This window comes from Micromonospora sp. DT44 (genome assembly GCF_049841635.1).
Taxonomy (GTDB): domain Bacteria; phylum Actinomycetota; class Actinomycetes; order Mycobacteriales; family Micromonosporaceae; genus Micromonospora.
Window position 1 is genome coordinate 34,204 of the sequence record NZ_JBNCKS010000039.1, and the last position, 24,945, is coordinate 59,148.

Below are 24,945 nucleotides of genomic sequence, written 5' to 3' on the forward strand. Positions count from 1 at the left end.
TGTCCGGGGCGGGCCGGTACGTCATCGTCATCGGTCGGGCCGAGGTGGGCGGAAGAGGCGTCCCCAGCCCGCCGTTAGGATGGAGGCGCGACGGACGAGTCGACCGGGCGGTCGCGTCGGCGGGCTTCGGCCCGCCGCCGAGGAACGTCCGGACTCCACAGGGCAGGGTGGTTGTTAACGGCAACCCGGGGCGACCCGCGGGACAGTGCCACAGAAAACAGACCGCCGACCCCAATGGGGACGGTAAGGGTGAAACGGTGGGGTAAGAGCCCACCAGCACCCCGGGTGACCGGGGTGGCTCGGTAAACCCCACCCGGAGCAAGGCCAAGCAAGGGCCGTCACCGCAAGATGACGACCCGGCGCAGACGCTTGAGGGTTGCCCGCCCGATGTCTGCGGGTAGGCCGCTAGAGCCTGCCGGCAACGGCAGGCCGAGATGGATGGCCGCCGGCGGCGCGAAACCCCTCGGGGTACGCGCCGCGCACAGAATCCGGCGTACAGGTCGACTCGTCCGTCGCCCACTAGCTCAGAGCCGTGATCATGGCTCTGAGCTGGTTCTATATCCGGGCGTCGATGGTCGTCGTTGGTCAACTTTGGCCGGCGTTTGACGCCCTGACGACGCCTGACGCCCTGGAGAAGCCCTGAGCGCCGGCTCAGTTGGTCTCGTCTCGGGTCGGTCAGGCTGTGCCGCTGTGGGGCCTCTCCGGGCCGGCGCTCAGTGATCCCGGAGTCGGGCCGGTGGCTGTGGGGGAGGGGCGGGCACCTCCTGGCGGTGGAGCTGGTGCCGCTACCCGGTGACCCGGTGGCAAGCCAGTCCCGGGGTTGGACTGGCGCGGCAGCCGGAAGCCCTGACGCACGACCAGGCCGACCCGCTGGCTTCCGTCGCGGGCTTCGGTGATTTCATTCGTGGGTGAGGTGGGACGAGTGCGTGCCGGAGCTGCTGGAGCACCTGGGGGAGATGGGCCTGGTCGCGCTCGTCAAGATTGACGGGGAGCGGGAGCGCAAGCCCTGGACCGTGGTGATCTCGGGTCAGCGGCTCGACGGCGCGTCGATCAGGGTCGACGGCAACGGCCTCGACTACTGCCTAAAGCATGCGGTTGCCGCGCTTCACGACCGCTTCCCGGGTGAACTCGCGCTGAGCTGAGATCCGCTGTGGTGCGGTGTCCCGGTGGCTGTCGGTGGCTCACCGCCCCGGCGCCGTAGGCGGCCGGGGCGGCTTGCCGCCGGCCGGGCTTGCCGCCCCGCACCGCGCGGAGCGCGGTGCCTTGATCTAGAAAAGAACAATTCAGCAACACTTGCCTTGCTTGCCCGCCTGCTTGCCCTGCCACTGCCGAGCGGCCTTGGCCATCTACTGACTGATATTGGACAGTTGGCGCTCGTGGTCGCTAGCCCCATTTAGGTTTGTGTTGTTAGGAACAGATTACGCGGTAGACGAAACCATATGGTTAGACTCGAGTGCGAATTCCGTTAGCGAAGCGTTAATCCCTCCACAGGAATTGAGGAAAAGTGGAAACGCTTTTTCGGCTGGCATCCGCCGTTGTGACGCCTGCTGTTCGCTGGTGGCTGGCAGATCGCCAGAAAAAGAAAGAACGCACTCTGCCTTTACGGGATTTGATAGATGTAAAACTGAGCGACAACTTTCGCAAGCGCGAGATCACACGCGAGGTAGCGGCCCTTTGTGACGTGGTGGAGGAAAGGTTAACGCCGCTAATTGAGGTCGAGTTTTCCGGCTTGGCTAAAGCCGAAAAACTGGCCGCAATAAACGCCGTCGCAAACACCTTCACCCTCTCTGACTTAACCGATGAAGCAATTTTTGCAAGCGACATGCAGCCGGATGCGCTCGCGCGAAAAATGAAAAACGCTATGCAGGAATCTCCTGCTAAGCGGCTGTTAAGCGACAAGGGAGAGCGGCTGTATGAAGTGCTGCTCTCAGAGTGCTGCACGTGCTATATACGACTGGTTCAGCAACTGGCGCCTTTTCAGTCGCGAGCTATCTCGGAATTGCTATCGCGGGTAACAGGGCTGTCCTCAACTCTGCGCGACATTTTAGATCGAGTGCCGAGGCGAACTTTGGACAGCCCAGCCGGTGATGACTTCGACAATGAGTTTCTCCATCGCTATCTTGGTTTCTTAAGCGAGCAGCTCGATGCAATCGAGTTATTTGGGATCGACGTTAGAAATTTCCGACCCACTACTGCTGTCAGTATTGCTTATGTGAGCCTATCCGTCACAACCAGCGGTGCAGGGCCGACCCGCTATCGGAGCCGCCGCACTTTCGAGCCGGGCGCCTTCAGCCGAGGAATTAACAGTGACAAGCCATCCGGGCTGGTCTCGGTTGAAGAAGCCCTGGCTGCTGCGTCTAGGGTCATTGTTAGAGGTGAAGCGGGGTCCGGAAAGTCTACGTTGCTGCGTTGGCTCGCGGTCACTGCGGCGCGAGGCCACTGGACTAGTGAATTAATCGATTGGCGAGGTTCCGTTCCCTTTCTTGTTAAGCTTAGAAGTTATGCCGGCAGAGACTTGCCCAAACCAAGCCAATTTCTGGATAATGTCGCGGATGTGCTTACTGACATCATGCCCGATAGGTGGGTGCATCGGCAGCTAAATGCAGGCAAGGCGCTGTTATTGATTGACGGTGTAGACGAGCTGTCGGTTAAGGACCGTCCCAAAGTCCGTGATTGGCTCCGGCGCTTGGTCGTTGCATATCCGAAACTTCGGGTCATAGTTACCTCTCGGCCAGCCGCAGCCACTTCTACATGGTTGGAGGCTGAAGGATTTGTCGCAGCTGACTTGGAGAAAATGGGCCCTGCGGAGGTCAAGCGGTTCATTGCTCACTGGCATGACGCTATACGCAGCGCTGGCGGGTTTCCATGTGAGGAGCGCGAACTTCCTCATTACGAAAGATCTCTGCTCAGTCGCTTCGATGCAGACCCTCATCTTGCTGTCCTCGCAACCACGCCACTTTTGTGCGCGATGCTCTGTGCGCTTAACCTGGATAAGAGATCGCAACTTCCACGTGATCGGCTAGGGGTATACAATGCAGCGCTCGACCTCTTGATAGAGCGCAGGGAGGTTATGAGAGAGATTCCTAGCTATAGTGACCTACCGCTGGAAACAGCTCAGAAGCTACATCTGCTGCGGCACCTCGCGTGGCGCATGTCGGTTAATGGGCGAGCGGAAGAGGACCAATCTCAGGCGGAGCATCGCGTGGCTGAGAAATTGGCAGCCATGCAGATTAAGGAATCGCCCTCTGATGTTGTTGCTCAGCTTGTCCAGCGTAGTGGCGTGTTAAGGTCGCCCAGTTTAGGGCGAATCGATTTTGTTCACCGAACCTTTCAAGAGTATTTGACCGCTCTAGAGTCTGCAGAACAGGGGGATATCGAGCTACTTGCGGAAAAGGCGCATCTTGATCAGTGGCGAGACATTGTCATCATGGCCGTTGGATGCGGCAATAACCCGTTCCGCATTGAGCTATTGAGTCATATTCGGCGTAGGGTTGAAGCCGAGCCTAGGCATGCTCGTCAGCTGCGCGTGGTAGTCGCTTCATGCTTCGAAGCCGTCCCTGCGCCGCCACCACAGATGCTTGAGTTCCGAGATTCGTCAATCGCAGAATTAATTCCTCCTAGAGGTCTCAAGGAAGCCCAATCGCTTGCGCTTATCGGCACTCCGTTATTAAATCAACTGCCACAGAATCTCTCAGACCTAAGTGAGGCGCAAGCGGCGGCAGTTATTCGGACTGTTGCTCTTATCAATGGTCGGCAGGCGTTAGATTACTTAGGGCGGAATTCTCGTGATCCAAGAGACCGTGTTCAGCTTCAGCTAATTCGCGCCTGGGCTTATTTTGATCCTGAGGAGTACTCACGTACGGTTTTGGCCGACGCGCCACTTCTTAACGGTGAGATCACCATTTCCGACGAACGTCATCTTCCATTCGCGAAGAACCTCTCCGGTCTAGCTAATTTGCGGTTGGCCCTGCACAATATCACCGACTTGTCTCTAATTGAGGGATTGCCGCATCTGTCGACCGTCACCGCTGCTGGCAGCTTTTACGATTTACGACCATTGGAAGAGCATGCGTCTTCCCTTCGTTATCTCAGCTTAGACTCAGCAGCGGAGTCTGTTGACCTAGGGCCTTTATCCCGCCTGAAGCATCTTGCCGATTTACATTTCTTCAGCAAGATGCAACTAGACAGTCTCGACTTTCTCGAAGAGTGGCCAGGGTTGGAGTCGCTCGGACTTTCCGGTGCTCCGGAAGTTTCGGGTCTTACGCCGATCGCCGGAATGAAGCAGCTAGTCAGTTTAGAATTAAGAGACTCGATGCTGTTCTCGGCTGACGGTTTGGGTTCGAGACTTCATTACCTTCAGCTCGAGAACACCAGGTTAAGTGATAGCTTCTTCACTATTGCGGAATTTCATCCTCAGCTTTATTCTCTAACTTTGTACAATGCTGAGCTGAAGAGCGGCCTAAAGGGGATGTGGAAGTTTCAGGAACTAGATACTTTAACGCTAGCCTGGCTCAAAATTAATGATTTGTCGCCTCTTGCGGCTCTGCAAAAGCTGAAAAAGCTGTTCATATGGACTGCCCAGAGATATTTGATATTTCACCAGTCGCCCGCATTGAATCTCTATGTGAGGTGTTTATGCCCGGGCTGTCGTGGCATATTGACGCGCCGGCTCTCTTCGATCTTCGAGCGAAGCTGCACGTCGATTATTCTGAGGTGCCATCGTATCGGGCGTTGGGCATAAACGCTACCGCTTGGTAATCTGGAATTCGAAGGAAACGTGCGGCGCGACTGTTTGCCTTGCCCCGCCAGCAAAGCTTGCCTGGGTGGAGTATGGATCTTTGGCTGCCCCGGCGCGCAAGTGGCTTCTGCCCGCCGCTGCTGCCGTTAAGCTAGGCTAGCCGATAGGTGATAGGACTAGCCTGCGGTAGGTGAGTTTCGGCACCTACGCCCGCCACGTGCGCAACCCCGAGCTGCCTTACCGGCGCCGGGTGTCGGCGCTGAGGTCCTGTGTGCAGATGTACCGGCCGATCGGGTTCCACGCCACGCTGAGTTTTCTCGCGGAGATCGCGGGGCCGTTGCAACGCGACGAGGCGGCGTTGCTGCGCGCGTTGGATGCTCTCGCGGCGAGTCGTGCAGGCTGGCATGTCGATCTGCGCGACTACGCCGCCGAACGGAGGCTCGCCAAGCGCCGTGGCCAGCGAGGCCCTCGCCCGACCGATCCGAACCCGAACGGCTTCCTGCGGTGCTGGTACGGCGCTCCCAAACAGGCGGCTGCACGCCGTACGTTACTGGCGTCGGCATGAGGCACCTGCGCTGCTGGCAGAGCCGGATTCGACCACGTTGGACGTGGACGCCTGCGTCACCGCGTCCCTGGCCGCAGGCGGCTCACTGCTACCCGCTCAACGAGAGATGTTGAGCGCAACTGTCGAAGCCCTTCGGCAGCAGACACGACCCGATACGTGGCGCGATGACCCGCGGGCCTATTACCGGGCGTTCAACCTGTTGAGAGTCGCACGGCATCTCGAAACGGCAGCCGGTGCAGTGCCCGCATTCGCCAAAAGCGCACGACCTGCATCTGGTCGCGGTTGCGGCCGCGTGGCGACCTGAGCGACGAACGCCCGCCAAGCCGCCGGACCGAAGGTCAGTGCTGGACCGGCAGGGTCCTTGCTGTCCCGGACACCAACGAGACCGGGCAGGTTGTCCGCAACCTCGACGCAGTTGCCGCCGCTCGCGCCGCTGCGGGTGGACTTGCGCCACCGGGCGTTACTGAGGTCCATGATGGCTCTCAACTTCCTTCAGCAGGTCGAAGGACTGCCAGTGCGGTACAGCCCGTTGAGGACGCTGGAATACGGCGCTTTGGCTCGGTGCAAGTTGCCCTTGTGCGTCGGTCACTACCGCGCGTTCAACTGTCTGACGAACGCCCGCCAAGCCGAGGGACCGAAGGTCAGTGCTGGGCCGGCAGGGTCCTTGCTGTCCCGGACACCAACGAGACCGGGCAGGTTGTCCGCGACCTCGACGCAGTTGCCGCCCGACGATCCGCTGCGCCGGGACTTGCGCCAGATGGCGTTAGTGAGGTCCATGATGGCTGTGCACTTCCTTCATCAGCTCGTTGGACTGTCGGCGCGGGAGTGCTTCGTTACGAACGTTCTCCCACCTCGCCTGGAGAGTATCCAGCCCATCTTCCGTGTTGACCACGATCCCGCCTAGCTGATTCTCAAGGTGCCCGACCCACGCCCCGTCGCTGGCCCGCGCCAATGCGAACGGCCCGGACAACCCGATGTGGAGGCCGGCACCCGCCGGGATCACGTGTACGTGAACGTGCGGCAGCTCGGCGACTGCGATGAGGTGGGCGATCTGCTCGGCCATGATGCCGGCGTACTCGTCGCCGCCGCGGTGGAGCGCGGACTCGTCCAGGACGGCCACCACCTGCGGCGGAGCGTCGCTGGTGAGGATCTTGTGCCGACTCATGCGGGCACTGACCTGGTGGTCCACCTCCGTGGCGGACATGAGGTCGTTCAAGCGCATCACGACGCGGGCGTAGTTCTCGGTCTGGAGTAGCCCCGGGATCAGGAGTGGTTCGAAGAGGCGAAGTTGTCGCGCGCCGCGTTCGGCGTCCAGCCACGGCAGGAACCACGACGGCGCGCCGAGCTTCATCACGAGGCGTCCGAACAGCCCGTCGTTGCTGAAGGCCCGATCCGCGCCCTTGATGAAGTCCATCGTCAGTGCGCGGGTGCCGCTCTCCACGGCGCTCACGTGGGAGGCGCTGAAGCCCGCCGCTCGACCGAACGACTCCTGCGTCATCCCGGACGCTCCGCGAGCACGGCGGATCTCGCCCACGATGAAGTCCGCCAGCGGACTCGGCACGTCAGCCATGCAACGCTCCTCAGATCGGAGATCGACTGCCCGGGGCGCTACACACCTGGCACCTGTCCTGCCAGCTCAGGCCCGGACCGCGCGGACACCTTCCGAGCGTAGTGGCCTCCACAGCAGAGTGTCACCAGGCGGCGCGGCTGGTAGGGACCACGAGACCGGCGGTCGCGTTCGTAACGGGGTCGCTTCCGGCGGGCGAGCACTCACGGGAGCGGCCCCTTCTCCACGCCAACGAGGGGGACCCGTGCCCACCGTCGAGTCAGACCAGCTGATGAAGGCCGGCGACGTCATCCACCTGACCACCGCCGCGAGCGTGCAGTTCCTGCGTCCGATCGTCGTACGCGTCATCCGCGAGTTGCCCGAGCGGCACACGTACGACGGTTGGGTCTGGGTCGAGGGTTACCAGCTCAACGCGGCGGGCGACGCGGTCGCGCGGCGCGAGCTGTACGTGCGTCGGGCGGGTGTGCGGGCGCAGGCCCTGCCGGCCAGACACCGGCGAGGTCGGGTGCGGATCGGATGAACGCGCGACCCCGTCCGCACCTGCCGATGCGTCCGGCGTGGCTCTGCCGCAACTGCGCCGCGCCCTGGCCGTGCGGCCCGGCCCAACTCGCGCTCGCCGCCGAGTTCTCCGGCCACTCCATCGCCCTGGCGTTCTACCTGGCCGCGTCGATGCACGACGCGATCGACGACGCGTACGGCCTCGGGTTGCGTCCGGACCCGTCGGCAATGCACGCCAGGTTCCTCGGGTGGTTGTCCCTGGCCCGACGGCCTCGCCGGTTTGGTCGGGCTTGAAGTCCTGTATCAGCGCGACTGGCGCTTTGACTCGGCCTTCGATGATGACCTGGTGAAGTTGCGGCGCCCGTACATCGACCGCCTGAACCCCTTCCTGTTCGGGTTGGTGATGCTCGGGGGAGCAGCCTCGGTCGCCTATGCGGCGGTGACGGAAGACGTCGGCTGGATCGGCCTGCTCTTCTGCGGGGCGGTTGTGCTGTTCGGCTTGGTGATCGCTGTTGCGATGCTGCGGCACGCGGTGCTGCCGTTCCGCGTCGATGTCGACGCGCGAGGCTGGTCGGTGCGGACACCGAAGCTCAGTCGGGACCTGCGTTGGGACGAGGTCACGGCGGTCGTGCTCGCCGACGCCCCCGCATCGGCTCGTCCGGGCAGCCCGGTGGCGGCTCCGCGGTTGCTCCTGGTGCCGGCGGCCGGGGTGAACCTGGGAGTTCCGCTCACCGAGGAGACCGGGTTGGGCGGCCAGGCTGCCGTGGAACTGTTCCAGCTCAGCGAGGTGGACTACGCGGACGAACTGCTCCTGCGCGACGTGGCCGCGCTGGCGGGCGACCGCTTCCACAACCTCTGCCAACAGCTGACCCGGCCAGCCGGAGCGATCCCGCTGCGGCGTTTTTCCGACGAGCCCGATCATTTCCGGTTGATGCGGTGGCTGGATCGGCGGAAGGCCCTGCTGTTCGCTGGCTGGTACCTGCTTGTCCTTGTCCCTTCGCTGCTGGTCATCGGCGTGGTGTCGCAGCGCGACGAGCTGCTCGGCGTCATCGTGCTGGTCGCGTGCCTGGCGGCGATCGTCATCGCCACCCGCACGATCTGGCGAATCTTCGGCGATTGCCGGGACCTCGCGAACGAGTCGGCGATGATCGACGGAACGAATCTCGTGATCGGCATTGATACCCCGAGCTACCCGATGAGTTTGCATTCCGGAATCGTCGACATCCTGCGACCGGGCTCGCTGAAGGGCTACGGCAAGGCGTGGCTGCTCACTCGGCCGGGACACAAGGGACGTCCGGCGGCCATCCTGCTGCTCAGCGATCCGCGCACCGGACGGCTACGCCGCCGGGACGACCTCAGCGCGTTGGAGGCGGCCCTGCGTGTCTCTCCGCACGAACGGGACCGGGCCGCTGGGCGGCAGCTCCAGGAGTTGGCGCTGCGGGCACCCGAGGCGTTGCCCACCGCGTTCTCGTCAGAGGCCCGGCCCGCCTCCGCGATTGCCCTCTGGCAAGCGTTGAAGGGGCTGGGACGTGCGGTCGTGCTCCTCGGCGTCGTGGCCACCGTCGCGACCGGGGGCGGTTGGGCGGGCGAGAACTCGGCAGTTGTCGGGCCTGTCCTGTTCATCGTCGCCATCTGCCTGTTCGGCGTGTGGATCCTCTACGCGCTCTACCGCACGCTGGGACTCCTCGACGCGCTCCTGACGATCGCAGCCCGAGCGATCCGCGGGTGACCACACCCGAGCGCGTGCCGAAGCAAGAACGGCGTGGCCGGGCCGTTGGGCCATCACCTAGCCTCCGTTCTCGTGGATGACGGACTTCTTCGCCGGCTCCGGGTCGAACAGGCCCGAGTGCTGCTCGACCACGCCGACCCGCACCACGCGGTGAGGCTGGCGTGCGACCTGTTGGTGGCTGGCGTCGACGGCGAGGCCGTCGTGGCACTCGCGGCGGAGTCAGCTCGGACACTGCCGACGCATGACGCGGACCGGCACCTGGCGGCGATCATCGCCGAGCTCGGGCTTCCGGAGCTGGACCTGCCGACCGCGGTGGCGCTGATCGCGGCCGACACGTCCGAGCGGATCCTCGACCGGAGCATTCCCGCCGAGGTGGGAACCCACGGTCTCTACGTGGTGGGGTACGAGGGGAGCCGGCTGAACGACCTGCTCCCGGCCGTCACCGCCCTGGCCAGCCGCCTTGAGGACGACCTGGGCGGACGGGCTGACGACGACCTGCGAACCCAGCTCGCCGCGCTGGCACGGACCATCCTGCGCCGCACGGCAGCCGCCGATCCGGCGGCTTGAGAGTGTGCGCTTCGGCCGGTCACGTCGATGCTGGATCCAGTTGACGAACCGGCCGGGTGGGTCACCCCACCCGGCCGGCGTCTTGATCCCTGAAACGTCAGTGCCTCTTGAACACCGGCATGGTGTCCAGCGTGGTGGTGATGTTCTGCGTGGTGCCGCCCCGGTACGTCTTCCCGGTGAAGATGTCCGTCCAGTTGTCGCCCGGCGGGAACCACACCGACGTGGTGGCGGTGGTGCCGGGCGTCGTCACGGGTGCCACCAGGTAGTCCGGGCCGTAGAGGTACTCCGAGCCGGCGGTGGCGTACGCGGCCTGCTCGTTCGGGTACGCCAGGTACATCGAGCGGACGATGGGCGTACCCGTGCGGGTGGCCTCCTTGGCGGCGGCGTACGTGTAGGGCTGTAGTTCCTTGCGCAGGTTGAGGAACTTCTTGGCCGACGCGTTCGCTGCCGGGCCGTACTGCCAGGGCAGCCGGTCGCTGTGGTTGGAGTGCAGCCGGTCGATGGGCTGGAACGTGCCGAACTGCACCCACCGGGCGTACAGGTCGTCGGGGAGCTTGGTGCTGCCCGGTTCGCTGCCCGGCTCCTGGAGGCCGCCGGTGTGCCCGCCGATGTCGTGGCTGACGGCGGCCAGCCCGGTCGCGGCCGACTCGCCCGGCGTGTAGCCGACCTCCATCTGGAGCGTCGACCAGTCGCTGGTGGTGTCGCCGGTGAAGTGCAGCGTGGTGCGCTTGTCGGCCCACGGTCCGGTGGCCACGGGGGTGGGGCTGCCGTAGCCGCCGGCCTGCAACGACCCGTACGCCCGGGAGAAGGCGAAGCCGGTCTTGTCGGCGTACTGCTGGTTAATCCACGCGTCACCGGTTACGCCAGCGAGCGAGGACCTGGTGTTGTCGCAGCACCAGTCCAGCCACCACAGGTCGGGGCCCTTGCTGCCGTTCGGGATCATCCCGTCGTGCAGCTGCATATAGGCCTTGAGCTGGTCCGGGTCCCCGAAGTCGAACGTGTAGCAGTCGGGTCCGCCGTTGCAGCCCACGCGCTGGAGCTTGCCCTTCGCGGTGGCCTGCGCCTGGGCGAACTTCGGGTCCGAACCGAGGATGCTCGGGTGGATGTTGATGCCGGTGTGCAGGCCCTGCTTCTTGGCCCACTCGAAGAACGCCTTCGGGTCGGGGATGCGGGTCGGGTCGATACTCCAGCCGTTCCACCTGTCCGGCGCCTTGATGTCGGTGTCGAGGACAAGAACATCCAGGGGTACGCCCTCAGCCTTCGCCCGGGCCACCAGGTTCTGGAATTCGGTGGCGGTGCGGTCGTAGTACTCGGAGTACCACACCCCGTACGCCCACTGGGGTAGCAGCTTCGTGGGGCCGGTCAGGGTCGACAGGTCCTTGAGGCCACGCGTGAAGTCCTGCCCGTACGCGAAGACGTAGCCGTCCTGCTCGGGGGAGGGCCGGGGCTTGGTGGTGCGCAGGGCCGAGGCCGAGTCGTCGAGCAGGTACCAGCCGTCCTGGTAGAGCAGGCCCGGGGCGGTGAGCGCGGAGCCGGTGACGCCGTCCAAGCCCCGGCGGTAGCCGCCGAGCGGCGCGTGCGGGGCGAGCAGGGGAGAGGGCTTGCCCGTAACGGCGACCGTGTCGACGTTGACGTTGCAGCTGGCGTCGGTGGGGCAGCCCAGCGTCACGGTGGTGGTGCCACGGTCGAGGTGGACCGGGACGGCGACGGTGTTCCAGTAGTCCCACCCGCTGGTCGGCGGCAGGGTCGCCGTGACCGGTGCCGCCGAGCCCGCCGTCACCGACATGGTGCGCGTCTGGCTCGGCTGAGCGCCGGCCTGGCCGTTGGCGTAGCGGATCTGCACCTGGTAGTCACCCTCGGCGGGTACGTCCGTCACGGTGAGCGCCACGGCGGCGCTGGTGTTCTCCAGGCCGGCCAGGAAACCCGTACCCGAAGCGCCGTTGTGGTCGTTCGCGGGCCGCGCGCCACCGGCGAGCGCGCCGGTCTCGGCCTCTCCCAGGGTGCCGAACCGCAGGGGCTGCGGCTGGGGTGGGGTCGGCGCGGGGAACGAGTCACCCGGGTTGACCACCGCGAGGCTGTCGACGTTCACGTTGCCGCTGTCGCTGGCACCCCGCACGATGCTGATCTCGTGTCGGCCCGCGGTGAGGTCGACCGGCACGGTGGCCGTGCCCCAGGTGTCCCAGTTCGCGGTGGGCGGCAGCGTGAGCGTGCGGCCGGCGTCGCCGTCGACCTTGACCGTCAGGGTGCGGTCCACGTTCTGGCCGTCGCCGCCGGTGCTGTTGGCATAGCGGGCGGTGAGCTGCTTGGTGCCGCCTTCGGGCGCGGCGAGCGCGAACGTGATCGAGTCGCCGGACGCGGAGAATCCGGCCGCGAAGCCGCGTCCGGTGAATCCCCGGTGGTCGGTGGCCACGCCGGGGCCGTTGAGCTGCAACGACTCGGCCTCGCAGAGCGCGCCGAACGCGCAGGCCGGGGCGGTGTGGCCGGCCCAGGGCTGGCCCTGCACGACCTGCTTGCCGGCCTTGAGCCGCACGGTGAGGTTGTCGGCGGTGAACGCGCCGGAGCCGACCTGGTAGCGCAGCGTCATCGCGCCGGTGTCGATGGTGAGCCAGCCGTGCTCGACGCGCTTGGTGAAACGCGTACGGGCGAAGTCGTCGCGCCCGATGGCGTTGAACGTGGCGGCGTCGGTGAAGCGGCCGTCCTTCTGGTACTCGGTGCGGATCAGCGTCGGGGACAGCACCTCGAAACGGGCGTTGCCCGAGCGTACGGCGTCGTCCTGCGCACCGTGAGGTTTGGCCTGGGCGGGCGCGGAGGGGGCGAGCGCCAGGCCCGTGACGAGAATGCCGACCGCGGCGGCTGCTGTCGCCCGGCGGCGGGGTGAGTTCCGATAGAGCAAGATGCGCTCCTCGTCTCATATGGAGGAAATAAGTTGATGACAACGCTGTCACTAGCCTGAAACGTCTGTCAACGGGCTGGGAGAGTCTGTCTTCTCTCCTTCGCGGGCCCCGGGCGAGCGCCGGCCTGCACCTGTGCGCACGCGTCGGCTGCGGCTGACGTCGGGTCGGCACCCCGGACCGGTTTGCCGCCGCCGGCGCGCGCGGGGATGGGCACCTGATCACACCGTACGGACCCGCACGCCGCAGGCGCCCCCGCGCGGCGTCAGCAGCGTGCGACGGCCAGCGGAGCTGCGCCGGCCAGGGCCTCGACCGTCGTCGCCGGAGCGGCCGATTCCGCTGGCGGCGTCGGCGAGGGTGAGAGCGACGGCGAAGGCGACGGGCTCGGCGGTGGCGGAGGCGGGGCGGCGACGAGGGACGCCGTGCTGCGCTGGACCTTCCTCGGTGTCATGCCGATGCCGGTGGCGGTGCTCTGGTGGCCGTACACGTCGGTGACCCGGATCGTGTACGGGCCGGTGCCGATCCCGTCGTCGACGGACCAGTAGTTGTCGACCTGGCGGGCCGCTTTGCGGAAGCCGCCGCTCGGGCCCTTGGCCTCGACCGAGCGCAGCGGGTTGCCGTGGTTGCCGACCTGCACCGCGAACCACCACTGCGACGCGCCGCCCTTGATCCGGAAGGTGAGGCCGCCGTCGAGCGGCGGATCGACGACCGCCCGGTACGTCACGGAGGCGATGCCCTGCGAGCGGTCGGCGATCCGGGCGAACGCTTCCTCGGACAGGTCGATCTTGCTGCTTCCGCAGCCGCCGCACTGGTCCATGACCAGCACCCGGACCGTGCCCCTGGGGCCGGTGACGTCCCAGGTAGCTGCCGCAGGCCGCCGCGTTGGCGTACCGCGACGAGCCGACAGCCACGTAGAGCCGGTCGGCCGGCGGGCCCGGGAAGGAGCAGGTGCCGCCCGAGCGGCCCCCGTCGTAGAAGCTGGCCGCTCCCCTGTGGACGGTGCTGCCGCTGGGCGGCGCGGCGCAGGCCGGGGTGGCACCGCCGCGTACGGCGAGGGTGACGCCGAGGACGGCGGCCAGAGCGGCGATTCCGGTGCCGGCCATCCAGCGTCGGACCCGCCGACTCGACCGAGGTGCACTGGCCGGGCTCTCGCTTGCGGGTTCCGTGCCTGGTGCCGTCACACCGCCTGATGTAGCCGCATGATCTGCAGCCAGCGCAAAGCCCGTAAGCATCCCGTCACGCGCCGGATCGACGGGCGCGGTCCGTCGCGCGCGCTAGATCCACTCGACTTCGCGGAAACGGCGGTGTCCGGGGGCCTGGGATAGGCCGGTTTCGCGGAAGGCGAGTGGATCATCGCTCACCGCGTTGCCCCGCGTCCGTACCGTGTTGTAGAGGGAGGTACAGATGATTGATCTGGTGACGGTCGGCGCGGTCGTGGGCGTACTGCTCGTCGGTGTCCTGGTCGTGGTCCGCAAGCCGGTCGACGCCCGGCGGGTCCTGCGGTGGTCGGCCCTGGCGATCACCGTGCTGGTGGCGGCCGCGCTGACGCCCTTCACCGTGGACGATTCCGGCGCCGCGGCCAGCTACCTGCTCGGCGTTCCGGTCGTCGCCGCGGTACTGCCGGTTCTCGGGCAGCGGTTCAGTCGGCTGGCCGGCGTCGTCGACCTGGTGGCCGCGCTGGTCATCGGCGGGTGGGGCCTGCTGCTCGGGCTGGGCATCGGCGCCGCGTTCCTGCCGGCGGCCGTGCTCCTGGTCGCCAGTGCCGTCGCCCCCAGGCCAGCTCGACCGTCCAACGCCACCTGAGATGGGGCAGGACCGCGAGGAGACCGCCCCAACCGTCGTCTTCGATCTCGACGGTGTGCTGCTGCGCGGGGACGCGTTCGGGCTCTTCATGCGGCGCGTCGTCTTCGTGGGTGCCCGGCTGCCGCTGGCCGTCGGACTGCTCGTCCTCCTCGCGCCCATGATCGTCGTTCCCGCCCACCGCGTGCGGGCGGCGCGGTGGATGAGTCGGATCGGCCTGTGGGGCCGGAACGCGGATCGGTTGCAGGCCGAGCTGAGGCGTTTCGGCGCCGACCTCGCCGCCGAGCCAGGTCGGCTCATCGCACCGGGGCTGCGGATGATCCGTGCCCACCTGGCGGCGGGGGACCGTGTCGTCGTGGTGACCGCGTGCGAGCACACCCTGGCACGCGCGTTGCTCGACGCCATCGGCCTCGCCGAGGTCGACCTGGTGGCGTCGCAGATCCGTGGTCCGAAGCTGATCGTGCACAACTACGGCCCGACGAAGATTGCGCAACTGGCCGCCCACAGGGTGACGCCACCCTGGCGGGTGGCCTACAGCGACTCGCTGTCGGATCTCCCCATTCTCGCCGCCGCGGAGCAGGCGGTGCTGGTCAACGCGAACGCCCGTCAGGTCGCCCGGGCACGGCGAATGCTCGGTGCCCGGCTGACCACCGTGACCTGGACGGGCAGCTACTAGCGAAAACCGCGCCGGACCGCGTAACTGCTCGTATCGCCACGACCGCGAGGTGCCGCGTTCTAGGCTCCGAGATAGGGCGGCGGCGTGCCTTTCTCGAATTGGCGCACACATCCGGGCAGTGCCCTCACCCCATGATTCCCCTCGCGAGGCGCGAACTGGTGACAGAGAGGAAGAAGGCATGGCGGTCAAGACGAAGACGCGGCCCGGCACCGCGGAGATCCGGCCGTTCACGGTGGAAATCCCCCAGGCGGACCTCGACGACCTGAAACGGCGGATCGCCGCCACGCGGTGGCCGGAAAAGGAAATCGTCGACGACCAGTCGCAGGGTGTGCCACTCGCGACCATCCAGGCCGTCGCGCGTTACTGGGAAAACGAGTACGACTGGCGCAAGGTCGAGTCACGGCTGAATGCCCTACCGCAGTTCATGACCACCATCGACGGAGTGGACATCCACTTCATCCACGTGCGCTCCAAGCACGAGGACGCGCTCCCGCTCATCGTCACGCACGGGTGGCCCGGGTCGGTGATCGAGCAGATGAAGATCATCGAGCCGCTGACCGACCCGACGGCGCACGGCGCGAGCGCGTCGGACGCCTTCCACCTGGTGATCCCGTCCCTGCCCGGGCACGGCTTCTCGGGTAAGCCCACCGCGACGGGTTGGAACCCGCAGAAGATCGCGACCGCCTGGACCGAGCTGATGAAGCGCCTCGGGTACGACCGGTTCGTCGCCCAGGGCGGCGACTGGGGAGCGGTCGTCGTGGACCAGATGGGCGTGCAGGCCCCGCCGGAGCTGCTCGGCATCCACACCAACATGCCCGGCGCGGTCCCGCCCGAGATCGACCTGCTGTTCCAGGGCGACACCACCGGAGCGAACAACGCCATGGGGTCGCTGCCCTCGGGCCTGTCCGACGACGAGATGCGCGCGGCCACCGAGCTGGACTACGTCTGGAAGCACGTCGCGTACGCCCTGATGATGGCGACCCGCCCGCAGACGCTGACCGCGCTGGCGGACTCCCCGGTCGGCCTGGCGTCGTTCCTGCTCGACCACGACGCGAAGAGCCTCGCCCTGATCGCGAAGGTCTTCGACGGGGCGCAGGCGGGCCTGACCCGCGACGACATCCTGGACAACATCTCGCTCTACTGGTTCACGAACACGGCGATCTCCGCGTCCCGCCTCTACGCGGAGAACAAGCTCTCGTTCTTCGCCACCAAGGGCGTCAACGTCCCGGTCGCCGTGAGCGTCTTCCCCGACGAGCTGTACGAGGCCCCGCAGAGCTGGGCGGAGCAGGCGTACCCGAACCTCATCTACTTCAACAAGCTCGACGTCGGTGGGCACTTCGCGGCCTGGGAGCAGCCGAAGATCTTCTCCGAGGAGCTGCGGACGGCCTTCCGGTCGCTGCGGTAGATGGCCGCGTTCGGTCGGGTGCACCTGCCGCCGCTCGGCGGGGCGGTCGAGTGGCTCAACTCTGAGCCGCTCGGCCCCGCCGAGCTGCGCGGACGCGTCGTACTCGTGAACTTCTGGACCCTGACCTGCATCAATTGGCTGCGCCAGGAGCCGTACGTGCGGGCCTGGTCGCGGGCGTACCGGGACGACGGGCTGGTCGTCGTCGGGGTGCACACGCCGGAGTTCGGCTTCGAGCACCAGATCGACTGGGTACGCGCCGCCGTCGCGGCCCGCGACATCGACTACCCGGTCGCGGTCGACAGCGACTACGCGATCTGGGGCGCGTTCGCCAACCAGTACTGGCCGGCGCTCTACTTCATCGACGCCGACGGCGTGATCAGCGACGAGCACTTCGGTGAGGGCCGCTACGAGCAGTCCGAACGGGTCATCCAGCGGCTGCTCGGTATCGAGCGGGCCCTCGTACCCGTCGAGGGGGTCGGCATCGAGGCGGCGGCCGACTGGGATCAGTTGCGCACGCCCGAGACGTACCTCGGCTTCGGTCGCGGCGGGCACTTCGCGTCGCCGGACGGCGCCGCCCTCGACGAACGCCGCGGCTACGACCTCCCGGAGCGCCTGGGCCTCAACCAGTGGGCCCTCGCCGGAGAGTGGACGATCGGCCCCGAGAAGGCGGTGCTCGCACAGGCCGGCGGGAGCGTCGCCTTCCGCTTCCACGCCCGCGACGCGCACCTCGTGCTGTCGCCCGGCGGGCAGGGGCCGATCCCGTACCGGGTGCTCCTCGACGGCATGCCTCCCGGCCCGTCGCACGGCGTGGACGTCGACGCTGGCGGCAACGGCGTCCTTCAGGACGGGCGTCTGTACCAGCTCGTCCGGCAGGACGGCGCGATCCGCGAGCGGACCGTGGAAATCAGGTTCGAGGCGCCCGGCGCCGAGGCGTACGCCTTCACGTTCGGGTAGGTCAGGGGGCACCCCAACGGCGATAGTGTCGACCGCTGTGACCATGCCTGACATCACCATCGCCACCCCCGCCAATCGGGACGCCGTCGTCGGCACGCTGGTCGCCGCCTTCGTCAAGGACCCCGTCCTGCGGCACCTGTTCCCCGACGACGAGACCTATCCGCGGCACGCCGCGACCTTCTTCGGGGACCTCTTCGACAAGCGGGTGCACCGTTCGTCGATCTGGACGATCGGTGGAGGCGCCTCGGTCGCCCTGTGGGACCCACCGGCCGAGCCGCACGCCGCCGGGCACCCGTCGCCGGAGGGCGGTGCCGCTCCCGCGTACCCCGCCGACGTGCTGGGCCGTGTCCAGGGCTACGACGACGCCGTACACGCGGCCCTTCCGACGTACCCCTTCTGGTATCTCGGTGTCCTGGGCACCCACCCGGACAGCGCCGGACGCGGCTGGGGCCGCGCGGTCATGCGGGCCGGACTGGCCCGCGCGGCCGCCGACGGCCTGCCGGCGATCCTGGAGACCAGCAACCCGGGCAACGTCGAGCTGTACCGCCGTGCCGGCTGGGAGGTGATCGGCTCCCTGGCGGAACCGGTCCCCACCTGGTTCATGCGGCAACCGCCCCGCTGAGGCACCCGATCATCGCGGGCATCGGATGTCGGGTGGGCCGCCCGCCCCGCCACCTAGCGTTGCTGCTCGTAAGGGAAGGAGGCCCGGGTGCTGGAACGGCTCAACGAGGCCATGGCGCACATCGAGCGGCGCCTCGACCAGCAGATCGAGGTGGCCGACCTGGCGCGGATCGGGCTCACGTCGGAGTACCACTTCCGGCGGCTGTTCTCCGCGCTGGCCGGCATGCCGCTGTCGGAGTACGTCCGCCGCCGTCGGCTCACCGTCGCCGGCGCGGACGTGCTGGCGGGGGAGCGGACGCTGCTCGACATCGCGGTGCGCTACGGCTACGGCTCGGCCGAGGCGTTCGCCCGTGCGTTCCACGCCGTGCACGGCGTGAGGCCCGGAGAAGCCCGGCGTACGGGGGCGGCGTTGCGTTCCCAGCCCCGGATGTCCTTCCGACTCACCGTGGAAGGGAGCGGCAGCATGGAGTACCGAATCGTCACCAAGGACGCGTTCGCGCTGGTGGGGCGCAAGGCCCGGGTTCCGCTGGTGCACGAGGGGATGAACCCGTCGATCGTCGCGTTCATCAGGAGCATCGACAAGGAGACGACCGCCCGGATCGAGGCGCTCTCCGACCAGGAGCCGGCCGGGATCGTCAACGTCAGCGACAACCTGGCCGACACCCGGGCCGAGGGCAGCGAGCTGGACTACTGGCACGGGGCCGTCACCGGTGCCACGCCACCGGACGACCTGGACGCGCTGCCCGTACCGGCCGGGTCGTGGGCGGTGTTCACCACCTCCGGCGAGTTCCCGCAGGCGGTGCAGTTCCTGTGGCGGGACGTGTTCACCCAGTGGTTCCCGTCCAACCCGTACCGCAGCCGGCCCGGACCGGAGATCTCCCGGGTGCGGGTGTCCGCGGACGGGACCACGGCGGACGCGGAGCTGTGGATCCCCGTCGAACGGGTCGCGGTCTGAGGACGTCGCGTCCTGAGGTTCAGTCCGGTACGTCGTCCCAGGTGGTGCCCGGGGGCAGGTGCCCGGCGGACGGGTTGTCGCGCAACGCGTACGCGATGACCAGCAGCGCGTGCCGGTCCAACTCGGGCAGCCGGTCCAGCGCAAACCACCGCACATCCAGCGACTCGTCGTCGTTGACCCGTGCGGTGCCGGACACCACCTTGCAGACGAAGCCCAGGTTGAGGTACTCGCAGCGGTCGCCGTTGGGATAGGTGTGCGGGTGGGAGACGGCACTGGTCAGGCGCAGCGGCGTCACGTCCAGGCCGGTCTCCTCCCGCACCTCGCGGACCAGCGCGGTGGCCGGCTGCTCGCCCGGCTCGACGAAGCCGCTGATCACCGACCACCGCCCGTCGTCCGAGCGTTGACCGGGCAGCAGCTCACCGGCGTCGTTGCGGATGACCGCGCTGACGCTGGGCAGCCACAGCAGGTCGTGGCCGACGTGCTTGCGCATCCGCACGATGTAGTCCGGTACCGCCATCGGGCGATCATAGGCCGCGTCTCGGCGGCCGCCGCCGTCCCGTCGAGGTCGCGTCGTGCTCAGCCCGACCATTCGACGGTACGACGAAAGCGCGCGTACTCCCCGGCCAGCTCGGCGTCGATGCGCTCCAGCCGGGCGGGGGTGAGCACCACCGACGGGTCCTGCCACGGGCGTCCGGCGAGCAGTTGGCGACGAAGCCCGAGCGGCGGGTGGGCGGCGAAGAGCGAGGCCTCGTCACGGACCGACAGTTGGCGCAGCAGCGGCAGCCGGTCACCGCTCGCCGCCCGGGCCTCGGCGAACGCCGACCGCCAACGGTCCGGGCCATGCCCCGCCCGGGTCTGGACGCGTACCGCCAACTTCACCGACTCGGCGGCGAGCAGGGCGTCGAGCAGGTCGGTGGCGGCCGTCGTGCCGGCGACCCGGGCGGCGAGGTCGTCGGCGAGATACTCGGCGCGCTGGCTGTCCCGCAGCGCCACGCTCACCAGCACGAGGTGCGCGCCGAACAACACCCGGGACATGACCCACTGGAACGCGCGGCCCAGCGCGTCACCCACCATCTCCACCAGCCCGGCCCCGACGGTGGTCCGTACCGGCCGGAACAGGTCGGCCGCCGACGCGAGCATGGTGAACGCGGGTTGCGTGAGCAGACCCCGACGCGGGTCGCCGTTGACGAAGTGGCCGAGTTCGTGCCCGAGCAGCGCCACCCGTTCGCCGGCGGGAAGCGAGCCCCACAGTGGCAGCCCGAGCGCCAACACCCGGCGGCGTCGAAGCCCGACCGCGCCCGCGTACGCGTTGATGGCGCCGTCGACGCCGACCACGTCCGGCACCGGCGCGCCGATCGCCGTGGCCACCTCGTCGATCAGCCCGAACAGCTCCGGCGCCCGATCGCGGGACAGCACGTCCAGATCCGGGTCGACCCGGCCGAAGCGGGGCCGGAGAGCGACCGCCAGGGCGACCATCGCCACACCCAGCACGATCGCCAGGTTGGGAAAGGGAAACGCCACGATCAGCCAACCGCCGACGACCGCGAGGGCGAGCACGGCCGCGACCAGCAGCAGGGACACCACCGCGGTCAGCGTCCGTGCCGCACTCGACCCGCCATCGCCGAGCGGACGGCCGAGCAAATGGCGGAACTGCTGCCCGGTCGCCCGGAACGCCAACCGGTGGGTCCACCGGTCGATCCAGGTCCAGCCGAACTCACGCTCGCGCCGCCCGGGGTCGTACGCGTCCAGGTTCCACTCGCAGCCGGGGCACCACGGCGCCGCGTCCCTCAGCGAAGCGGTGGTCGTTCCGCATCGCGGGCACGCCCCCGTGCCCGTCACCGTGTTGATCACGGCCACGAATCCTGCCCCGGACCGTCGTGCCGGGGAATCGACCGTTCGGCCACCGGTGTTCCCGCGCCTCCCAGTGCCCGCCACCTGCACTTCTTTCGGCGTTTTCGCCCGCGGTGCGGCAAGCGTCTCTACTGTGGAGAGGGCTAGGCGACTTGCGTGATCCGGTGGCGGGCGACCGGTTCGCGGTGCACAGTGTTTCCCATGAGCGACAGCGGACGTAGTGGGCAGTTCTACTGGTGCACCCGACACCACCGGGTCGAGACGGACGCCGACGTGTGTCCGGCGAAGCACGTTCTCGGCCCGTACGACTCGGCGGCCGACGCGGAGAACGCCCTGCAGCGAGTGCAGGAGCGGAACGAGGCGTGGGAGGCCGAGGACGCGCGTTGGGCCGGGGAGGACAGGTAGACGGCGCGGGACGGCCCGCGTCGCGGTAGTTCGTGCTCCGCGAGGACGCACGCGAGAGCACGTCCCCAAGGAGGGAACCACGATGGCCGTTACACAGCAGGCCACCACCCGCCCGGCCGCCCGCAAGACCACCGCGAAGAAGACCGCCGCGGCGGAGCGTGGCACGTCGGCGAGCCGGACCACCCCCGTGCGCAAGTCCACCACGGGCGCGGCGAAGGCGCCGGCCCGCAAGGCGGCCGGCGGCGCGGGGCGTGCCCCGGCGACGAAGACGACCACGGCGGCGAAGAAGGCCCCCGCCAAGAAGGCCACGGCGACGAAGACGACGAAGACCACGGCGGCGGCCAAGAAGGCGCCCGCGAAGAAGACCGCGACCACGGCCAGGACCACGGCGGCCAGGACCACGGCGGCGGCGAAGAAGGCGCCCGCGAAGACCGCTTCCGCCCGCGGGACGACCACCGCCGCGAAGCGGAGCCCGGCATCCACGGCGCGCAAGAGCGCCACCGCGACCAAGACGGCCAGCGCGGCGAAGAAGACGACCGGCGCGGCGAAGAAGACGACCGGCGCGGCGAAGAAGACGACCAGCGCGGCGAAGAAGACCACCGCCTCGGCGGCGAAGAGGACCACGGCCGTGACGAAGGCGCCCGCCCGCAAGGTCGCGACCAAGGCGTCGGCGGTGAAAAAGACGGCCGCGAAGAAGGCTCCCGCCAAGAAGGCTCCCGCGAAGAAGACCACGGCGGCGAAGAAGACGGCGACCCGTCCGGCCGGGGGCGCCCGCAAGGCGGCGGCAAAGAAGGCCCCGGCCTCGAAGGTGACCGGCACGTCGTCGACGACCGCCCGTAAGGCGGCGGCGAAGAAGGCCCCGGCGAAGAAGACCACCGCCGCCAAGGCGCCGGCCCGCAAGGTGACCGCCCGCAAGTCGCCGTCGCAGCCGGTCGCCGCACGGGCAACCGCCCCCCGGGGTACGCGGACCACGGCGCGTAGGGCGACCGGCTGACGCTGGTCGTCCCCGAGCTGGCCGCCCCGACTCGGCCGGTCACCGGAAGCGGATCACCGGCGGCGCTGTCAGGATTGACCCGTGGTCATCCGACGCGTACTCGCCCCCCGCATCGACTTCGGCGCGCTGCGCCGCGAGCTCGGCCTGCCCGAGAGCTTTCCCGTCGCCGCCCAGCGGGAGGCCGACGCGGCCGCTGCCGCGCCGCCCCGGCCGGCCGTCGACCGCACCGACATACCGTTCGTCACCGTCGACCCGTCCACCTCCCGTGACCTGGACCAGGCGATGCACCTGGCCCGCCGGCCGGGCGGCGGCTACCGCGTGCGGTACGCGATCGCGGACGTCGCCGCGCACGTCCACCCGGGCGGCGCGCTCGAGGAGGAGACCTGGCGGCGGGGGCAGACGGTCTACCTGCCCGACGGCAACGTGCCGCTGCACCCGGTGACGCTCAGCGAGGGCGCGGCCAGCCTGCTGCCCGACGACGACCGCGCCGCCGTGGTGTGGACCATCGACCTGGACGCCGACGTCGGCACGGTGGCCGTCGAGCTGGAGCGCGCCCTGGTCCGCAGTCGGGCCAAGCTCGACTACACCGGCGTGCAGGCGGCGGCCGACGCCGGTCGGCTGCCCGAGCCGATCGCGCTGCTGCCCGAGATCGGCGACCGGCTGACCGCCCGGGGGCTGCGCCGGGGGGCCATCAACCTGCCGCTGCCCGAGCAGGACGTGGAGCCCGACGGCGATGGATGGCGGCTGGTGCTGCGCGGGCCGGCGCCCATGGAGGAGCACAACGCGCAGATCTCGCTGCTGACCGGGATGGCCGCGGCCGACATCATGCTGGCCGGCGAGATCGGCCTGCTGCGGACGATGCCCCCACCGAAGGCGGAGGCGGTGCAACGCCTGCGGGCCGCCGCCGCCCCGCTGGGTGTGCGCTGGCCGGACGGCGCGAGCCCCGGCGAGGTCATCGCTGGCCTGGACGCCGCGCAGCCCCGTGCCGCCGCGTTCATCGACCAGGCCGCCGAGTTGATGCGCGGCGCCGCGTACACCGCCTTCGACGGTAGCCGCCCGGAGCAGCCGGAGCATGGCGGGGTCGCGGCCGCATACGCCCATGTCACGGCGCCGTTGCGGCGCCTGGCCGACCGGTACGCCACCGAGGTCTGCCTGGCCCTGCACGCGGGCCGGGAGGTGCCCGACTGGGCCCGCGCCGCGCTGCCCCGGCTGCCCGAGGTGATGGCCAGCACCGACCGCACCGCCTCGGCGGCCAGCCGGGGCGCGGTCGAACTGGCCGAGGCGGTGCTCCTGGAACACCGGGTGGGGGAGACCTTCGACGCGGCGGTGCTCGACGTCGACGCCCCCGCCAACGGCAAGTCCCGGCCGCGCCCGCCCGGCGGAACCGTGGCCCTGGACGCCCCGCCGGTCCGCAGCCGCTGCCTCGGTGAACTGCCCCTCGGCGAACGGGTCCGCGTCCGCCTGGTCACCGCCGACCCGGCCGCACGTACGGTGCTGTTCGAGCTGGCCTGAGTCGCCGCCGAGCGGTTTGCGAGGATGAGCCCATGGCATACGACTCGAGCACGCTGCCCGACGTTTCCGGGCTGACGGTCGGCATCATCGGCGGCACCGGCGACCAGGGGCGCGGCCTTGCCTATCGACTCGCCCGGGCCGGCCAGACGGTGCTGATCGGCTCCCGGTCCGCCGAGCGGGCCGCCGAGTCCGCCGCCGAGATCGCCGCGCTGCCCCGGATGCCGGCCGACGTGCGCATCACCGGCGCGGCCAACGACGAGGTGGCCCGCCGCAGCGACGTGGTGATCATCGCGGTGCCGTGGGACGGCCACGCGGCCACCGTCGCCGCCCTCGCGGAGCCGCTGGCCGGCACGATCGTCGTCGACTGCGTCAACCCGCTGGGCTTCGACAAGCAGGGCCCGTACGCGCTCACCGTCGCCGAGGGCAGCGCCGTCCAGCAGGCCGCCGCGCTGCTGCCCGACTCCCGCGTCTGCGCCGCGTTCAACCACGTGAGCGCACCGCTGCTGGCGGACCCCGAGGTCGACCGGATCGACCTCGACGTGCTGATCTGCACCGAGGACCGGGAACTCGTCGACATCGTCGGGGCGCTCGCCGCGCGGATCCCCGGCATGCGCGGCATCTACGCCGGTCGGCTGCGCAACGCCCACCAGATCGAGGCGTTCACCGCGAACCTGATCGCCATCAACAAGCGCTACAAGGCCCACGCTGGCATCCGCGTAACCGACCTCTGACCGTGCCCTGAGGGATCATGGGGCATGACCGATGCTGACGCGGTGTTGCGGATCGCGGATCTGCGCCGAGCGTGCACGATGTTGTTGGACGCGGCGGAGAGCCAATTCGGTCCGGAGATCCAGCTGTCACAGCTCGGCGTCGACCACTACTGGAACATGGACCTGGGTGCGGCATTTGGGATGGTCCAGCAACCCGAGTTGGAGATCGACTGCGGGCAGAGCAGCGACGATGTCGCCGAGCTGGCGAGCCTCCTGCAGCGGGATGGTCCAGACGGCGTCGTGTCGCTGTGGCACGACCTTTCGCACGTAAGCGGGCTGCTGCGGCTGCTGGCGTACCTCGATCTGCCCGACAATCGCGAGAGCTAGCCTGCGCGGGGGACGGGCCGACCGCTGGGCACATCGGCACCAAGCTGAGGCCCTGCTCGCCGGCCAGTGTCCCGCCGCACCGTCGTTCGAGGCTGCACGCCTGCGGCGACCGCCGCGCGG

24 protein-coding genes, 1 other RNA gene and 1 pseudogene are annotated in these 24,945 nt (G+C 68.5%); 19 read left to right on the forward strand and 7 right to left on the reverse strand.

From position 1 onward, the window contains the following. Positions 1-95 precede the first annotated feature (95 nt). From rnpB to ACLQ25_RS22040, 4 genes are all read left to right on the forward strand, one after another. An RNA gene (gene rnpB / locus ACLQ25_RS22025) (RNase P RNA component class A) lies at positions 96-512 on the forward strand. Between the two features lie 414 nt (positions 513-926). Beyond that, on the forward strand, positions 927-1,142 hold the full coding sequence (locus tag ACLQ25_RS22030) for a hypothetical protein (RefSeq protein WP_425732686.1): 216 nt from the start codon (positions 927-929) through the stop codon (positions 1,140-1,142). Positions 1,143-1,504: 362 nt separating this feature from the next. After that, positions 1,505-4,741, forward strand: a complete 3,237-nt coding sequence (locus tag ACLQ25_RS22035) for an NACHT domain-containing protein (RefSeq protein WP_425732687.1) — start codon at positions 1,505-1,507, stop codon at positions 4,739-4,741. A 187-nt stretch (positions 4,742-4,928) separates the two neighbouring features. Next, a complete protein-coding gene (locus ACLQ25_RS22040; RefSeq protein WP_425732688.1) occupies positions 4,929-5,303 on the forward strand; it encodes a hypothetical protein in 375 nt (124 codons plus the stop codon). Between the two features lie 288 nt (positions 5,304-5,591). On the opposite strand, the pseudogene ACLQ25_RS22045 reads toward ACLQ25_RS22040, so the two are convergent. From ACLQ25_RS22045 to ACLQ25_RS22055, 3 genes and pseudogenes are all read right to left on the reverse strand, one after another. Then, positions 5,592-5,777, reverse strand: a pseudogene (locus ACLQ25_RS22045) (DUF397 domain-containing protein); the annotation flags it as partial. A 114-nt stretch (positions 5,778-5,891) separates the two neighbouring features. Beyond that, a complete protein-coding gene (locus ACLQ25_RS22050) occupies positions 5,892-6,080 on the reverse strand; it encodes a DUF397 domain-containing protein (RefSeq protein ID WP_425732689.1) in 189 nt (62 codons plus the stop codon). Further along, a complete protein-coding gene (locus tag ACLQ25_RS22055) occupies positions 6,067-6,873 on the reverse strand; it encodes a helix-turn-helix domain-containing protein (RefSeq protein ID WP_425732690.1) in 807 nt (268 codons plus the stop codon). Before ACLQ25_RS22055 ends, ACLQ25_RS22050 begins: the two co-directional genes overlap by 14 nt. A gap of 241 nt (positions 6,874-7,114) precedes the next feature. On the opposite strand from ACLQ25_RS22055, the gene ACLQ25_RS22060 reads away from it, so the two are divergent. From ACLQ25_RS22060 to ACLQ25_RS22075, 4 genes are all read left to right on the forward strand, one after another. After that, a complete protein-coding gene (locus tag ACLQ25_RS22060) occupies positions 7,115-7,390 on the forward strand; it encodes a hypothetical protein (protein WP_425732691.1) in 276 nt (91 codons plus the stop codon). Continuing rightward, positions 7,387-7,662, forward strand: a complete 276-nt coding sequence (locus ACLQ25_RS22065) for a hypothetical protein (protein ID WP_425732692.1) — start codon at positions 7,387-7,389, stop codon at positions 7,660-7,662. The genes ACLQ25_RS22060 and ACLQ25_RS22065 overlap by 4 nt, the downstream gene beginning before the upstream one ends. Beyond that, the gene (locus ACLQ25_RS22070; RefSeq protein WP_425732693.1) at positions 7,649-9,097 is read left to right on the forward strand and encodes a hypothetical protein; all 1,449 of its coding nucleotides are present in this window, start codon (positions 7,649-7,651) and stop codon (positions 9,095-9,097) included. The genes ACLQ25_RS22065 and ACLQ25_RS22070 overlap by 14 nt, the downstream gene beginning before the upstream one ends. Positions 9,098-9,169: 72 nt before the next feature. Next, complete coding sequence (locus tag ACLQ25_RS22075; protein ID WP_425732694.1) at positions 9,170-9,664, forward strand: hypothetical protein; 495 nt, start codon at positions 9,170-9,172, stop codon at positions 9,662-9,664. A gap of 97 nt (positions 9,665-9,761) precedes the next feature. On the opposite strand, the gene ACLQ25_RS22080 is transcribed toward ACLQ25_RS22075, so the two are convergent. After that, positions 9,762-12,557: a TIM-barrel domain-containing protein gene (locus ACLQ25_RS22080; RefSeq protein WP_425732695.1), complete on the reverse strand. Its 2,796-nt coding sequence runs from the start codon at positions 12,555-12,557 to the stop codon at positions 9,762-9,764. Positions 12,558-12,820: 263 nt separating this feature from the next. After that, positions 12,821-13,372, reverse strand: a complete 552-nt coding sequence (locus ACLQ25_RS22085) for an expansin EXLX1 family cellulose-binding protein (RefSeq protein WP_425732696.1) — start codon at positions 13,370-13,372, stop codon at positions 12,821-12,823. Between the two features lie 587 nt (positions 13,373-13,959). On the opposite strand from ACLQ25_RS22085, the gene ACLQ25_RS22090 reads away from it, so the two are divergent. The 6 genes from ACLQ25_RS22090 to ACLQ25_RS22115 all read left to right on the forward strand — a co-directional run bounded on the left by ACLQ25_RS22090 (position 13,960) and on the right by ACLQ25_RS22115 (position 18,966). Next, on the forward strand, positions 13,960-14,358 hold the full coding sequence (locus ACLQ25_RS22090; RefSeq protein ID WP_425732697.1) for a hypothetical protein: 399 nt from the start codon (positions 13,960-13,962) through the stop codon (positions 14,356-14,358). A 1-nt stretch (position 14,359) separates the two neighbouring features. After that, positions 14,360-15,031 (forward strand): haloacid dehalogenase-like hydrolase, encoded by a 672-nt coding sequence (locus ACLQ25_RS22095; RefSeq protein ID WP_425732698.1) that lies wholly within the window; start codon positions 14,360-14,362, stop codon positions 15,029-15,031. A gap of 178 nt (positions 15,032-15,209) precedes the next feature. Beyond that, the gene (locus ACLQ25_RS22100) at positions 15,210-16,436 is read left to right on the forward strand and encodes an epoxide hydrolase family protein (RefSeq protein ID WP_425732699.1); all 1,227 of its coding nucleotides are present in this window, start codon (positions 15,210-15,212) and stop codon (positions 16,434-16,436) included. Then, entirely contained in the window at positions 16,437-17,390 is a 954-nt protein-coding gene (locus tag ACLQ25_RS22105; RefSeq protein WP_425732700.1) for a redoxin family protein, read from the forward strand. A 43-nt stretch (positions 17,391-17,433) separates the two neighbouring features. Beyond that, positions 17,434-18,012: a GNAT family N-acetyltransferase gene (locus ACLQ25_RS22110; protein ID WP_425732721.1), complete on the forward strand. Its 579-nt coding sequence runs from the start codon at positions 17,434-17,436 to the stop codon at positions 18,010-18,012. An 87-nt stretch (positions 18,013-18,099) separates the two neighbouring features. Beyond that, positions 18,100-18,966, forward strand: coding sequence for an AraC family transcriptional regulator (locus tag ACLQ25_RS22115; RefSeq protein WP_425732701.1), 867 nt, complete (start codon positions 18,100-18,102; stop codon positions 18,964-18,966). A gap of 19 nt (positions 18,967-18,985) precedes the next feature. Here ACLQ25_RS22115 and ACLQ25_RS22120 read toward each other — a convergent pair whose 3' ends face one another. Together ACLQ25_RS22120 and ACLQ25_RS22125 are read right to left on the reverse strand one after the other, a co-directional pair. Continuing rightward, on the reverse strand, positions 18,986-19,483 hold the full coding sequence (locus ACLQ25_RS22120; RefSeq protein WP_425732702.1) for an NUDIX hydrolase: 498 nt from the start codon (positions 19,481-19,483) through the stop codon (positions 18,986-18,988). 59 nt (positions 19,484-19,542) lie between these two features. Then, positions 19,543-20,817, reverse strand: coding sequence for a M48 family metallopeptidase (locus ACLQ25_RS22125; protein WP_425732703.1), 1,275 nt, complete (start codon positions 20,815-20,817; stop codon positions 19,543-19,545). Between the two features lie 201 nt (positions 20,818-21,018). Between ACLQ25_RS22125 and ACLQ25_RS22130 the strand changes: the two genes are divergently transcribed. The 5 genes from ACLQ25_RS22130 (at position 21,019) to ACLQ25_RS22150 (ending at position 24,825) form a co-directional block, all read left to right on the forward strand. Beyond that, a complete protein-coding gene (locus tag ACLQ25_RS22130; RefSeq protein ID WP_425732704.1) occupies positions 21,019-21,222 on the forward strand; it encodes a hypothetical protein in 204 nt (67 codons plus the stop codon). Positions 21,223-21,304: 82 nt separating this feature from the next. Continuing rightward, positions 21,305-22,216 carry a histone gene (locus ACLQ25_RS22135; RefSeq protein WP_425732705.1) on the forward strand — a complete coding sequence of 304 codons (912 nt, stop codon included), beginning with the start codon at positions 21,305-21,307 and terminating at the stop codon, positions 22,214-22,216. Positions 22,217-22,297: 81 nt separating this feature from the next. Then, the gene (locus ACLQ25_RS22140; protein WP_425732706.1) at positions 22,298-23,728 is read left to right on the forward strand and encodes an RNB domain-containing ribonuclease; all 1,431 of its coding nucleotides are present in this window, start codon (positions 22,298-22,300) and stop codon (positions 23,726-23,728) included. 32 nt (positions 23,729-23,760) lie between these two features. Then, positions 23,761-24,459, forward strand: coding sequence for an NADPH-dependent F420 reductase (gene npdG / locus ACLQ25_RS22145; protein ID WP_425732707.1), 699 nt, complete (start codon positions 23,761-23,763; stop codon positions 24,457-24,459). A 24-nt stretch (positions 24,460-24,483) separates the two neighbouring features. Continuing rightward, on the forward strand, positions 24,484-24,825 hold the full coding sequence (locus ACLQ25_RS22150; protein WP_425732708.1) for a hypothetical protein: 342 nt from the start codon (positions 24,484-24,486) through the stop codon (positions 24,823-24,825). Positions 24,826-24,945 lie beyond the last annotated feature (120 nt).